Source organism: Anoxybacillus sp. PDR2 (assembly GCF_009834045.1).
GTDB lineage: Bacteria > Bacillota > Bacilli > Bacillales > Anoxybacillaceae > Anoxybacteroides > Anoxybacteroides rupiense.
Genome location: NZ_CP047158.1, coordinates 1,956,373 through 1,970,320 on the forward strand (window position 1 = coordinate 1,956,373; position 13,948 = coordinate 1,970,320).

Here is a 13,948-nt window from a genome sequence, read left to right on the forward strand (position 1 = left end):
TCCTTAAGGTCATCTTAACATTATATTATATAGTTGTCTATACCAATTTGATATTTTTATAGATATGTATGAGGACATTGATTCGCTATCAACAAACGAATCTGGCCGTCTTCATAGGCATGGAAATAGCGCAAATAAAATAAAAAGGCTAATATGTTAACCATCCTTCATTGTTTGTGATGGGTTTCGCATCAGATGGGCTTAAACTTGGTGAACAAGGAACATAGCCGAGTGCGGACGAGAATCGAACAAGGGACGTTCTGAGCGGACGAACGAGATCCATTGACGTTTGTCAATAATCTAGAAGGAGGCTAATGCTAGCCCCCTTTACCTTTAACCCGCTTTCGTTGTTTCTTTGTTCCCTTGCTGCAGCTGATACATATGATAATAGATTCCCTCTTTTTTCATTAGCTCTTCATGCGTTCCGCGTTCAACAATCATCCCGCGATCTAGCACGAGAATTTGATCCGCATTTTTAATGGTTGACAAACGGTGAGCAATAATAAATGTTGTCCGTCCTTGTTTTAAAACTTCCAGCGCTTTTTGAATCGTCGCCTCCGTTTCTGTATCGATGTTGGCCGTCGCTTCGTCCAGTACTAGAATAGCCGGATCAAACGCCAACGCCCGTGCAAACGAAATCAGCTGTCTCTGTCCCGATGACAAGGTGCTGCCTCTTTCCACGACTGGTTCATCAAATCCATTTGGCAAATTTTCCAATAGTTGATCGGCTCCAATCTCTCGAAGGGCCTGTTCTATTTTCTGTCGGGAAATAGCAGGATCATTTAAACCGACATTTGAAGCAATCGTTCCTGTAAATAAAAACGCATCCTGCAACACGATCGCCATATGTTTTCGAAGCAGCTGTTTCGGGATGGTTTTTATATCCTTCCCATCAATGAAAATCTGTCCCTTTTCGATGTCATAAAAACGGAACAGCAAATTCATGATCGAGCTTTTTCCTGACCCAGTGTGGCCGACAAGTGCAATAGTTTCGCCCGGCTTAGCAGAAAAAGAAATGTCTTTTAGCACATATTCCCCTTCTTTATATCCAAAAAACACATGTTCAAATACGACATTTCCCTGATAGCGAGGCATCTCTCCATCATATACCTCTTCCCCTTCTTCATCAAGAAGCGTAAAAATACGATGAGCTGCTACTCTTGACTGCTCTAGGTTGGCCAATTGATTGACCATTTCTGTAATGGGCTGGAATAAGCGATTCAAATAATCAACAAACGCATAGAGAAGGCCGAGTGAAATCGCTTGGTGATTGAATGAATCGTGGCCAAAATGCCAAATTAATGCGACAAAGGCAAGATTGCGCAGCACCCCTACTAAATTGTGGGAGGTGAGCGAATTTAAGTTTAGAAGCTTGTTTTGATACACAAAATATTCGCGATTGAGTGTTTCAAATTCCCGTTCAGTTTCTTTTTGTCTGCGAAACGCTTGAATAATCGGCATGCCTTGAATAGACTCATTGACCATTGCATTAATGTCACTTAGCCGTGAACGAATAATATGGTTATAGCGAGACGCATATTGGCGGTAAATTTTCATCCAGACGGCTAAAATCGGAATAAGAATGAGGCATAGAAGCGCTAAGCGCACATCTAACAGAAACAAGGCAATAAAAATTCCTGTCATGTAAATAGTGCTTGTAAAAAAAGTAGCCAGCACCGTCACATACAATTCACGAATGGCTTCGGTATCATTCGTGATGCGGGCAACAACTTTTCCGACAGGCAGGCGGTCGAAATAGCGAATTGGCAGGCGTTGGATATGAGCGAACAAATCCTTGCGCATCGTTTGAATAATGCGATTAGCCGCCATTTGCAGACAGTAGCGCTGTCCATACTGAAACACTGTTGCCGCCAATAACAAAGAAAAATAAAGTGCCAAAAGATAAATAATCGACCGAATTTCCGGCTGATAAAAACGGAACAGCTCGCTGTTCGACAGTTTTTCAATCGGATATACGGCTTTTTGCTCACCATGTTGAATCATTAACATCCCATTTTGAATCGATCGTTTGCCATCAAATGTGATCGCGCGGTCTACAAAATAATAATCGCGGCCAATTTGTAGCAAACGCACTTCTTTGCCTTTTGCTTCTCCTTGAGCGAAATCGTCGCTTCGTTTATACCATTTTCCATTATAAAAAACCGCTTGATCGTCATTTTTATCAGCCTCATACCATGGAGATTCAATTCCTAAAATGTGTTGATCAATAATTTTTTTAGCAATCAACGGACCCGTTAATTCGGCGGCCACTGAAATCGCCAGCATGAACAAGGCCGCCACAATGATTTTTTTGTACCGAAACGCATAGGCGATTAGCCGTTTACCTGTATTCATAAAAACACCCCGCTGTTTTCTGGATCCTTTGCTGCTTGCTGACGAATAAATTGTTCTTTATACCAGCCATTTTGTTCTAATAGCTGCTCATGTGTGCCTTCCTCGATGATTCTTCCATTTTCCAAAACAAGAATCCAATCCGCGTGCTGAATGGCTGATAAGCGATGGGTTACAATGATATTTGTTTTGCCGGTGCGCTCGCGCCGAATATTTTCAATAATAGCTGCTTCTGTTTTGGCATCGACGGCTGAAAGTGCATCATCCAAAATTAAAATCTCCGGATTGAGTAACAGCGCACGAGCGATGGAAATCCGCTGCTTTTGTCCTCCAGATAGCGCGATTCCCTTCTCTCCTACTAATGTATCAAGCCCCTGCGGCAGCAGCTGAATATCATTATGGAGTGCAGCCAATTCAATCACACGCTGCAATTCTTCACTGTCCGCATCCTTTCGGCCAAATAAAATATTTTCTTTTACTGTTTTCGAAAATAAAATATGGTCTTGTGGAACATATCCGATCCAGCTTTGAATGACTTCCATTGGAATACGTTCAATCGGCACACCGGAAATCGTTATGCTTCCTGCTCCCAATGGATATTGCCGCAGCAGCTGTTTCATAAGCGTCGTTTTTCCGCTTCCTGTTCGCCCGACGATTCCCAGCGTTTGCCCTCGTTGGAGCGAAAAAGATATATGTTGTAAATGCGGAATGGTTGCTGACGGATAACGGAACGTTACTTGTTGAAATTCAATTGTTTCTGGCTTTTCGAGTAAGACCGGCTGCGGGTGGTTTTGAACATCTGGAAGATAGGCAAGCGTTTCATTGACGCGATCAAGCGAAGCATTGCCTCGCTGCATAATGTTAATGAGTTCGCCAATGGCAAACATCGGCCAAATCAGCATTCCTAGATATACATTAAAGGAAACTAATTCTCCTAACGTCATTTCTTTATGAAAGACTAAATACGATCCATATCCGATGCCGATTAAATAGCTCAGGCCGACCAGCACTTTAATGGTAGGATCAAATAATGAATCAATACGGGCAACCTCCATATTTTTTTGATATACCTCTTCGGTTAGTCGCTTAAATCGTGCCTCATCTTCTTTTTCCTGCACATAAGCGCGAATGACACGAACACCGGAAATGGATTCGAGTACATAGTCGTTCATATCGCCAAAAGCATCTTGAGCTTTTGTAAAGCGTTCGTGGATTTTTTTTCCGTATACGTTCATCGCCACTGCCATCACTGGAAGCGGCAACAAAGCCGCCAAAGTCAGCTTCCAGCTAATGAGCCCCCCCATTGTCAATAAAATAACAAGCATAAATACACTTGAATCCACGAGAGTTAAGATGCCGAATCCGGCTGTCATCGATATCGCTCTTAGATCATTTGTCGCTCTTGCCATTAAGTCTCCTGTACGGTTTTTCTCGTAAAAGGTCGGTGTCATGGAAAGCAAGTGCTTCATAAATCGGGAACGCAAGCTTCTTTCAAGCAAAAACGCACCGCCAAACAGCTGATACATCCATATATAGTTGATGCTGTAAATCACGCCTGCTAACCCTAACAATAAAGCTAGGTACTTGAGCAGCTGGCTTTTATCTAAACCGTTCACATACATATCATCAATCGCGATTCCGATGATCCTGGGCGGAATCATTTCTAACATTCCGCCCACTACTAAAAGCACAATCGCAATCGTGTATCGTTTCCAATGCTGTTTAAAAAACGCTTGAAGTTTCCATAATACTGAAAACACTCCAAATCATCCCCTTTCACTGTTTGTTTACATCTAACCGCTGTTGATCTCTCTCGCTTGTAATGCCAGCATCATCCATTTCATTTCCATTTTTGTATTCCTCCTTTAAGTCACTTAGTTGATGATCAAACAAATATTAAAATCTCGGATATATACCGCATTTACGATCCATCATTTCTTCTTCAATCTTCTTGACTAATTGCTCATGTTCAATCTCTTCGATTGTCCACTTTCTTCGTTGAATCGTAATGGTTACAAACAACAGATGAACCATCATTCTTTCCCACCTCCTTTCATAAAAAAGCCGCATGGAAAAAGAGTATCCAGCGGCTTCAAAAAAGCAAAAAAGCCGCGGGAATAGCGTCATCCCACGGCTTTATATCTACATAAAAAGCCGCAGGAAAAAACGATCTCCTTCCCTGCGGCATTCCTTCTTCAGTTAAAAAATGATAGCCATAACAGAATCGGAAGGTTGAATCGTTCGCACATATTCATTTTTAGATGCTACAGCTTTCATCATGTTAGTCATTGTGTTCATCCTCCTTCCGAAATCATGTTACAAAGTAAATTATATCCAAAGATAACTAAGTTGTAAACCTTTTTCTGCAAAATCATTCGTAAGAAAAATAAGCTCTACGTTTTCTATACATATCCAACCAGCGAAAGATGCCCGCCATACCATGTGCCTGAAGACTGAAACGCTCCCCATGATCCTCTCCCACCCACACTCTGTTAATAGGTGGGAGACGGATCATGTTGAAAACTTTCAATCTATAGCCTTCGTTGTTGATGATTCCGCCCTAACTATTGCTCATTCGGCAGTTTTGACATTTCCGCCAATTTTTCCTCAATTCGATTTAATTGCGCTTTGCGTTTTTTGACGGAATAAACAAACAAAGCCACTCCTGCGATAAGCAAAGCCGGCATCACGATCACGAACAATTGAAAAATGCTATCACCAATATGCATGATTCCCATCCTTTTTTCATTTTTTATCATTATACCTTCATTTGGATGGATAAATAAAGGTAGTCCTCCATTCATTCTACTCTAAAGTAGTTGAAAACGAAGGATGACGCTATCGATCACGCTAGTTACATCACTTTCCCTTCTCTGGATACTAGCACGCTCTTTTTTTCTTTCTTACTATAAATATTAAACAAAATGCCACCAAATACGAATAACGCTCCAATTATATGGGTCCATGTCAAGCGTTCATGGAACACGATTGTTCCCATCACAGCTGCCGATATAGGCATCACGTTAATAAAAATGGAGGCGGTTGACGTGAACTGCCCCCTGTCAAGTAGACAGTGGAAATAATAAAAATGATCTAAGCGGCTTTAGCTCTATATTCCATAGGGCTAAGGCCATTTAATCGTTTTTGATATCTATCATGATTATAAAAGCAAATGTAATCATCTATTGCTTTAGAAAGCTCTTCAAATGTCTCATACTTATTTAAATAATACTTCTCACATTTGAGTGTTCCCCAAAAAGATTCCATTGGTCCATTATCAATACATCTACCTACTCGCGACATACTTTGTGTCATTTTCGCTTTATCTATCCTGCGTTTAAACCCATGAGAGGTATATTGAAAGCCACGATCACTATGAATAAGGGGATGGTCTCCAGCCAAAAGCCCTGCTGCTTGGTCAAGCGTCTTAAACACAAGTTGATTATTATTAGAATGGCCTAAGACATAACTAACAATTGATCCATCATATAGATCAAGAATAGCGCTTAAATAAGCTTTCTTTGAGGGGCCATATTTGAATTCCGTGACATCTGTTACCCATTTTTCATTCGGCTTTTCCGCTGTGAATTCACGATTCAATATATTCTCCGCCACATGTTGAGGAGTAGAACGCTTATAAGGGGTTTTCTTTCTTCGAATGACAGATTGTATTCTTGCGACTTTCATTAATCTATAGATTCGCTTATGATTGAAATTTTGGCCGAACTTGCGATTCATGTTCAATGTCATTCGACGGTATCCGTATATACCATCAACTTCCTCATGAAGTGCTTTCATTTCTTTTATGATCTCTTCATTCTGAAGTTCTCGAGCAGAAGGCGTACGATTCAACCACTTATAATATGCAGCCCTAGATATTCCAGCGATTTCACAAAGTAGACTAACCTCTACCTCTTCCTTCTCATGAAGTTCTTGGATAGCGGTATACATATCTTCATATCGGATTTGACTTATTTTCGCCTCCTTTCGATTTCCTCTAACTTTTTTAAAAATAGATTCTCTGCACGTAACCGTTCATTTTCTCTTTCTAACTTTTTAATCTGGAGTTGGATAATGTCTTCTGGAGTTAATTCTGCTTCTTCTTTCTTCCTTCCGCGCTTATCTTTTAGTGCTTCATCTCCACCTGCTTCATACTTCCTCACCCATTGGTATACTTGTTGATAAGAGACCTCATAGGTCTCAGCTGTTCCTTGATAATCTTTTCCGTTTTCTAAGCAATCAAGGACAATTTGAATCCGTTCATCCCAAGTCGTTTTTCTCCCTTTCGTCATAGAGTTTGTCCTTCCTTTCGACCTATCCTTTAAATCTCTATGACTATTATAAATGCTAATCCATCTTCGGAGTACGGACCTGCTTGATATTTCATACTTTCTAACGATCTCATATTGAGAAAGTTCACCTGACAAATAATCGATTACAGCTGCTTTCTTTAACTCCTTAGAATAAGGTTTCCATGATGTAGATCTTTTTAATCCTTCCGATCCATACCTTTCAAATCCCACAATCCATTCTCTTAATGAATTTTGAGATATTTGATATTTAGAACAGAGCTCTTTAATGGAGTAGTCCCTCTTCTCATAAGCTTTCATAACTTCATATTTAAACTCTTCAGAATAATGTTTGCCAGACACAGAAAAACTCCCCCTAAGAGAAAACAGATTTTTATTTTTTAATCTGTCTACCTTAGGGGGAGCATATCAGTTGCCGCTAAAGGGCTATATTTTTTCATCACCACCTTCCCGATCACAGAATATATGCTCCAACTGAGACAGGCGCCTACTAAAACAAAATCAATCGGAGAGAGCCCAAGCTTTACAATAACGGATAGCTGCCCGTTTGTGATAATATATAAAGCTCCGATGAGCGCCATAACCATACCTAATATGCTTTTAGCGTTGATTTTTTCCTTTAAAAACAGGCCCGAAAAGAGCGTAATCAACGGAGCATTCACCGCAATAACGAGAGAGCTTTTGACAATCGGCGCATATTTAGTCGCAATAAAAAAACAAACGTTATATAGAAAAATACCTGTAAGGCCAAGCAGTGCAAACATCCCCCAGTCTTTTTTGGTAGGAACCTTTGCTTGCCGTTCCCTCCAACGCATGAGCGGAAAAAGAATCAGGCTGGCCCCAAAAAAGCGGAAAAAAGCAACTGAAACAGGATGCAGGCTGACCGTCGCTATTTTCCCCGCAATGAAAGCGCCTCCCCAAATAGCGGCTGTCAGGAAAAGCAAAATATACGTTTTTATATGATTCATTTGCACAAAAAATCCTCCCATAATCGATAAAATTTCTGATATAATCAATTCTACAAATATTTGGTCATAGGTGTTATTGATAATAATTGATGCTATTCATCAAGATTTTTGATAGGAGTTTGATTGCAATGAATATCAATTATTTGCAAACGTTTCGCGAAGCCGCAAAGTGGAACAGTTTTACCAAAGCTGGGGAAGTGCTAGGTTATGCTCAATCAAGCGTCACCACACAAATCAAAAAATTGGAAGAAGAATTTGGGGTCATTTTGTTTGAACGTTGGAGCGGCAGAATCAAATTGACACCCGCTGGAAAGGAATTGTTAGAATATGCTAATAAAATGATCCATCTGCTTGATGAAGCAAGACAAAGCCTTTCTGAGCAAGCAGAACTGGCTGGAAGCTTATCGATTGGCACTATTGAATCCATTGCAGGCTTTTATCTTCCTCCATATTTGCAAGCATTTAAAAATAAGTATCCGCGAGTGAATTTACTCCTCCAGCAAGGAGTATGCCAATATTTAGTTAAAGGTATAAAAGAAGGAAAATACGATTTAGCTATTATTCTTGATCAAAAACAAGAAGATCCAGATTTACATTTTATTATTATCAAAGAAGAACCATTAGTGCTAGTCGCAAAGCCTGATCATCCTTTCGTCCAACGGGATCATATCTATATGAGAGATTTGGAAAATGAAAAGCTCATTGTGACAGAGCAAGGCTGCAGCTACCGTGAAATGATTGAAAATTTATATCGTCGCCATGCAGTACGGCTTGAATTAACCATTGAATTAGGGAGTATTGAAGCAATTAAACGATGTGTGGCTTATGGGCTTGGAATCGCGTTTTTACCGCTCATGGCGGTAAAGGAAGAAATCGCAAACGGAAAATTAATGCTCCTTCCCCTTTCCGACATAAAGCCTAAACTTTATTTGCAGTTGGTGTATCACCAAAAGAAGTGGCTATCGCAATCAATGAAACAATTAATCCATCTTCTTTTAGAATAGAAGAAAAAATGCCGTGAGATTGATTGGTTCCTTTTTGTGAATTCAATTAGGCATCAGCCCATGCCAGGCTAGTGGCTTCCTTTAGCCAAAGAAATTTCTAGACTGGATCTTTCACACATTCGCCGAGAAGTCGCTTACCGCTAATCGAAGTGGAGGCGGGGAGGTTCATTCACTCACAGAAAAAGTCCCTGCTATTTGGGCAGGGACTACTTTTACTATTTCTGCAACATATTTTGTGCTAATCGATGCAACATCAAAAAAACTTGTGCTCGTGTCACGGGTTCCTCTCGTCGATCCTGTGTCACCACTCCGTGTTGCTTCAAAAATTCAAACGCTGCATCGACCGCTTTGTCATACGCTGTTTTTTCAGGTGCTGGCATCTTTGGCTCCTCCTGTTTTTGCTGTGTTGCTTTCCTTTTCAAGCCAAATGCTTTCGCAATCCCTTCGACATGGCCATGTGCCACTTGCAAAAGAAATTGTTCTGATTTCAATTTGGCCGCATCGTTCGCATTATCAATGAACAGGTTTTCTGTGAGCAATGCCGGCATCTTCGTTTCGCGCAGTACCGCGTAGTTCGCTCGCTTTTTACCGCGATCCTGCACTCCGGCGATCGCTTTCATGATCTCGCTGTGGATCGTGTTCTGATACGCAATGGTCGACGGGCTCACATTGCCATTGTAAACGTAAGACTCAAATCCTGTTCCACTGCCGGCATTGATGTGAACGGATAAGAAAAAATCGGCATCCGCCCTGTTTGCGATGGCCGCACGCTCCGACAACTCCACGAAACGGTCATCCGTCCGCGTGTAGATAATGCTGACCCCTTCGTATTCAGCGAGCAACCCCCCGATCTTTTTGACAATATTTAACGTCAGATTTTTTTCCTGTAGACCGTTCCCTACAGCTCCGCTATCCGTTCCACCATGCCCTGCATCAAGTGCGATTTTCACCATTATTGATCATCCCCTTTCTTGAGAGTATATGGATCGACACCATTGATGTGACACCGTACCTTATATACTCGATTCTTTGCATGAATACACCTGCATCAAAAATTTCCGCTTCAAAAGTAACATATGCAACATCCAGGACAAGGGCAACGGCGGATATGCATCTATTCGATAATTTGGGTGCTTGCGAAATACAGATCCCCCCATATCACCTAAAATATAATTCCTGTCGATAGAATCGGTCGTGATGCTCATCATTTTATAGTATTATAAATTTAGGTTAAATTAGAAATCATTTTCAGTGTCTATGAGGAGGAGCCATATGAAAACGGAAAAAGAGAAAATGTTAAGCGGTGAATTATATATGGCGGCTGATCCCGAACTAATGGCGGAGCGGGAGCGCGCCCGTCGATTGACCAGATTGTTTAATCAAACATTGGAAACCGAGCATCAAAAACGGACTTCCTTATTGAAAGAACTTTTTGGTTCAACAGGAAAAAATCTCTTCATTGAACCTCCTTTTCGTTGTGATTATGGGTATAACATTCATGTCGGTGAAAATTTTTTCGCCAATTTTGATTGTGTTTTTTTGGATGTATGTGAGATAAAAATTGGCGATAACTGCCTAATCGCTCCAGGTGTCCATATTTATACTGCTACCCATCCGTTAGACCCTTTGGAAAGAAACTCCGGTACCGAATACGGAAAGCCCGTCAGCATTGGCCATAATGTGTGGATCGGCGGCAGAGCAGTCATTAATCCTGGCGTAACAATAGGAAACAATGTTGTCATCGCTTCTGGAGCCGTCGTCACAAAGGATATCCCGGACAATGTTGTAGTAGGAGGAAATCCGGCTCGAATCATCAAAACAATCAGTCATTTAAAAGCATAAAACAGTCTAATTGATATTTATTGAATGAGACGACTCTATAGGGGATTGAGCGTTATATCGATCCCCTATTGACGTGCGTCCGTGACAAATGGCTGTCGATCAATGCGTTTTTTCGCTTAAAAGGCAAGCTTGATCTTTGGTATCATGCTAGTTTTGAGTATCTGCTTCATGATGGTTCACCCTTCAAAGTTGTATTTTTTGCCATCACTCACCGCAGCTCTGCCATATACGCCCGCAATTGTGAAACGGTATCCCCAATAGAATGGTGAATGACAAGATCGAAAAGATGGTCCATTCTCGTTGCTGTTTTATTAATTATAGCCTTATATGTACGAGGAGATTCGGAAGTGACATAAAACGGAATGTGATTGACAGGCGTTACTTCAAGACTTGTGCCCATCGCCAGCAAGACGTCGCTTTCTGCTGCTGCGGCAAATGCTTCATCGATTCTTGGTACGATTCCGCCAAATAGAACCACATCAGGCTTTAGAATTTCACCACATCCCTTTTGTCGGCAAACAGGAACGTCTTGTGAATTTATAAACGATAAATCGTACTTTTGGCTACAGATAGGACATGTGGCCGTTTGCAAGGTTCCGTGCAATTCGATCACATTCGTGCTTCCTGCTTTTGTGTGGAGCCCATCGATGTTCTGCGTTAAAATCGTCACCTTTTTCCCAGCAGCTTCTAACGCTTGAAGAAAGATATGCCCTTTATTAGGCAAGAACGTGCCCATCATTTTTAATGAAAACATTCGTTTAAAGCGATGCCAAAAATCAACAGGGTGGGAAGTGAAATAGTGCTCCGACAAGTAATATTCGACATTGTCTTCTTGCGCATAAATTCCATTTTGGCCGCGAAAATCTGGAATGCCTGACTCCGTGCTCATTCCTGCTCCTGTCAAAACCGCGATCGTTTTCGCGCGTGCTAGTTGTTCAGCTAATTCTTTATATTCCTCCATTGATTTCTCCCCTTTCAACAAAGTAGCCCCTCAAAAATCGAGGAGCTTGGATATCTTCATTCTACGCTCTTTCTCGCACGCCCGCAACCCATCATGAGCGGTCAACAAACTTAACGCAAAACCATAATGGCGTTTTCCACCGTTTATGTTAGAATATAAATTGCTGCGTTTTCTTTCAGCTGCATGATATGTTGTAAAAGGAGAAGGAGAGAAATGAATGTACGAACAATGGCCATTAACGGTATTTTAGCTGCCGTGTATATTATCGTTACAATGCTGATTCAGCCATTTGGCTTTACAAATGTGCAATTTCGCGTATCAGAAATCTTAAATCACTTCATTGTGTTTCATAAGAAATATTTCTTTGGAATTATATTAGGTGTCTTTTTGGCGAATTTCTTTTTTTCCCCTTTAGGCATGTATGATCTTGTTTTTGGAGTTGGACAATCGGTCATCGCTTTATTAACAACCATTGTGATCACGCGTTACGTCGAAAATTTGTGGGCTCGTATGGCTGTTAATACTCTCATTTTTACGTTGACTATGTTTATCATTGCTTGGGAGCTGAAGCTGGCATTAGATTTACCATTTCTTTTGACGTGGCTGACAACGGCCGCTGGCGAGCTGGTTACGATGGCGATTGGCGCTCCGATTATGTATGCCATTCATCGCCGAGTTCGATTGGATCGATTAATGGAAAAATAAGGCGGCAATCTTGCCGCTATTTTTTATTTTTTTCTTATTTTTATTGATTATTTAGAACATAGTTTTATTTAAATTTAGTTGATGTAAAATGATTAGAAAATGAGCGGTCGAAAATACATACTTTTCAAAATTAAACAACTTTACTTCTTTATTATATTATCACTTTACCAAATTAAAAAGATCAGCTATGATGAAAAATGAAATCCTTTATTGATTCATCTAGACGTTGCACACAAGGAGGCAATATAAATGGCAGCAAAAAAATGGGGATTATGGGTGTTGACCGCCTTTGTTATCGGAAACATGATCGGCGGCGGTATTTTTATGATCCCAGCGAATCTTGCGCAAGTATCTAGCCCTGTCGGAGCCGTATTGGCATGGATCACAACAGGGCTTGGAGTTTGGATGATCGCGCTCGTATTTGGCAATTTAGTCACAAGAAAACCGGAGCTAAAAGCTGGACCACAGAGCTATGCGCAGGCCTTGTTTTTTTCCCCGCAAATGGGGAAAGTAGCCGGCTACAGCATGGCTTGGGGATATTGGGCAGCAAACTGGGCAGCAACGGCATCCGTCATTATTTCGTTTGCTGGTTATTTGAGCACTTTTTTTCCAATCATGCAAAGCAAACAAACTTTATTAACCATCGGTTCCTTTTCCTTGGAAACAGGAAAAGGACTTACATTTATGATTTGCACTGGTGTATTGTGGGGAATTCATTGGATTCTCGTGAGAGATTTTCAAAAGGCTGGAAAAATAAACATCTTCACAACCGGAGCGAAAGTGATTGGTTTCTTCCTTTATATTATCGGTACGCTATGGGTGTTTCATGCAGCAAATGTAGACAGCCTTTCTTTTATAAATGAAAAAGGACAGACGGTTTCTGTGCCGTCCCAACTTAATGGAGCGGCTATTACCATGCTTTGGGCTTTTATCGGCATTGAATCAGCCGTTATGCTCTCAAACCGCGCCCAATCTCCAAAGGATGTTAAGAAAGCGACATTCCTTGGACTGATCATTTCCGTCTTGATTTATATTGGAATTACATTACTAACAATGGGAGTTCTTTCCCAAGAGGAATTAAGAGAATCGCAAAAGCCGCTTGTTGATGCCCTTTATTCCGTCCTTGGAAACAGCGGTGCTTATATGATGGCGATTTTAGCGCTGATTTCTCTTTTTGGCTCGACAGTCGGCTGGATTGTAGTAAGTTCAGAAGTTCCATATCAAGCAGCAAAAGAAGCGCTATTCCCTCGCTTTTTTGGGAAAACCAATCAAAACGGAAGCCCTGTGCGTTCGTTGCTCATAACTAATGTAATGACACAAATTTTTCTATTTTCCACTATCTCAGGAACGATGAACGAAGCGTACAATTTTGCGATTGTCGTAGCGACCTTAGCTTATCTCGTTCCATATCTTGTCTCTGCTTTATATCAGTTGAAGCTCATTATCACAGGGGAAACATATCAAAATGAAACAGCACAACGCGTACGTGACGGTTTGATTACATTGGCAGCTCTTTTCTATTCGCTTTGGGTTATTAAAACAGGAACGGCAGACTGGCACACCTTTTTCTTAGGAATCGGTTTATTTGTGGCAGGAATACTTCTATATCCGCTATTGATGAAACCAAAAAACGATCATCAAGAACGGGCAAAATTAAAAGGAGCGTAAAAGAGAATCAATATGAATGGCCCTCTTCGTGTTGTAGACGAAGTCAACATTGACTTTGTTCTACAACCATTTTAACGGCCTTCATGTTTCATGTAGTCGAATTTCCTCCTTTCCCTATCGATTCAAATAAAATTCAGC

At 40.9% G+C, this 13,948-nt stretch carries 13 protein-coding genes; 4 read left to right on the forward strand and 9 right to left on the reverse strand.

The window, feature by feature from the left end; translation table 11 throughout:
• Nucleotides 1–333: 333 nt before the first annotated feature.
• From GRQ40_RS09370 to GRQ40_RS09395, 7 genes are all read right to left on the reverse strand, one after another.
• Complete coding sequence (locus tag GRQ40_RS09370) at nucleotides 334–2,355, reverse strand: ABC transporter ATP-binding protein (RefSeq protein ID WP_159719838.1); 2,022 nt, start codon at nucleotides 2,353–2,355, stop codon at nucleotides 334–336.
• Entirely contained in the window at nucleotides 2,352–4,112 is a 1,761-nt protein-coding gene (locus GRQ40_RS09375; RefSeq protein ID WP_159719839.1) for an ABC transporter ATP-binding protein, read from the reverse strand. Before GRQ40_RS09375 ends, GRQ40_RS09370 begins: the two co-directional genes overlap by 4 nt.
• 136 nt (nucleotides 4,113–4,248) lie before the next feature.
• Nucleotides 4,249–4,389, reverse strand: a complete 141-nt coding sequence (locus GRQ40_RS09380) for a YrzI family small protein (RefSeq protein ID WP_080861200.1) — start codon at nucleotides 4,387–4,389, stop codon at nucleotides 4,249–4,251.
• A gap of 527 nt (nucleotides 4,390–4,916) precedes the next feature.
• Nucleotides 4,917–5,081, reverse strand: coding sequence for a hypothetical protein (locus GRQ40_RS18310; protein WP_183186832.1), 165 nt, complete (start codon nucleotides 5,079–5,081; stop codon nucleotides 4,917–4,919).
• Between the two features lie 125 nt (nucleotides 5,082–5,206).
• Nucleotides 5,207–5,386 carry an EamA family transporter gene (locus GRQ40_RS09385; RefSeq protein ID WP_255458409.1) on the reverse strand — a complete coding sequence of 60 codons (180 nt, stop codon included), beginning with the start codon at nucleotides 5,384–5,386 and terminating at the stop codon, nucleotides 5,207–5,209.
• A gap of 59 nt (nucleotides 5,387–5,445) precedes the next feature.
• A protein-coding gene (locus GRQ40_RS09390; RefSeq protein WP_370514155.1) for an IS3 family transposase occupies nucleotides 5,446–7,004 on the reverse strand; the annotation gives its coding sequence in 2 pieces (ribosomal slippage) (nucleotides 5,446–6,362 and nucleotides 6,362–7,004; 1,560 coding nt in all).
• A gap of 47 nt (nucleotides 7,005–7,051) precedes the next feature.
• Nucleotides 7,052–7,630: a DMT family transporter gene (locus tag GRQ40_RS09395; RefSeq protein WP_236546450.1), complete on the reverse strand. Its 579-nt coding sequence runs from the start codon at nucleotides 7,628–7,630 to the stop codon at nucleotides 7,052–7,054.
• 128 nt (nucleotides 7,631–7,758) lie between these two features.
• Between GRQ40_RS09395 and GRQ40_RS09400 the strand changes: the two genes are divergently transcribed.
• Nucleotides 7,759–8,634, forward strand: a complete 876-nt coding sequence (locus tag GRQ40_RS09400; protein WP_183186830.1) for a LysR family transcriptional regulator — start codon at nucleotides 7,759–7,761, stop codon at nucleotides 8,632–8,634.
• A 215-nt stretch (nucleotides 8,635–8,849) separates the two neighbouring features.
• Here the strand turns inward: GRQ40_RS09400 and GRQ40_RS09405 are convergent, their stop codons facing one another.
• Nucleotides 8,850–9,587: an N-acetylmuramoyl-L-alanine amidase gene (locus GRQ40_RS09405; RefSeq protein ID WP_159719840.1), complete on the reverse strand. Its 738-nt coding sequence runs from the start codon at nucleotides 9,585–9,587 to the stop codon at nucleotides 8,850–8,852.
• Between the two features lie 319 nt (nucleotides 9,588–9,906).
• On the opposite strand from GRQ40_RS09405, the gene maa reads away from it, so the two are divergent.
• The gene (gene maa / locus GRQ40_RS09410; RefSeq protein ID WP_159719841.1) at nucleotides 9,907–10,476 is read left to right on the forward strand and encodes a maltose O-acetyltransferase; all 570 of its coding nucleotides are present in this window, start codon (nucleotides 9,907–9,909) and stop codon (nucleotides 10,474–10,476) included.
• Nucleotides 10,477–10,684: 208 nt separating this feature from the next.
• On the opposite strand, the gene GRQ40_RS09415 is transcribed toward maa, so the two are convergent.
• Nucleotides 10,685–11,437, reverse strand: coding sequence for an NAD-dependent protein deacylase (locus tag GRQ40_RS09415; protein ID WP_159719842.1), 753 nt, complete (start codon nucleotides 11,435–11,437; stop codon nucleotides 10,685–10,687).
• Between the two features lie 213 nt (nucleotides 11,438–11,650).
• Here GRQ40_RS09415 and GRQ40_RS09420 point away from each other — a divergent pair, with 213 nt between their 5' ends.
• Together GRQ40_RS09420 and GRQ40_RS09425 are read left to right on the forward strand one after the other, a co-directional pair.
• The gene (locus tag GRQ40_RS09420; RefSeq protein WP_080861187.1) at nucleotides 11,651–12,142 is read left to right on the forward strand and encodes a QueT transporter family protein; all 492 of its coding nucleotides are present in this window, start codon (nucleotides 11,651–11,653) and stop codon (nucleotides 12,140–12,142) included.
• 249 nt (nucleotides 12,143–12,391) lie between these two features.
• Nucleotides 12,392–13,810: an amino acid permease gene (locus tag GRQ40_RS09425; RefSeq protein ID WP_159719843.1), complete on the forward strand. Its 1,419-nt coding sequence runs from the start codon at nucleotides 12,392–12,394 to the stop codon at nucleotides 13,808–13,810.
• Nucleotides 13,811–13,948: the final 138 nt, after the last annotated feature.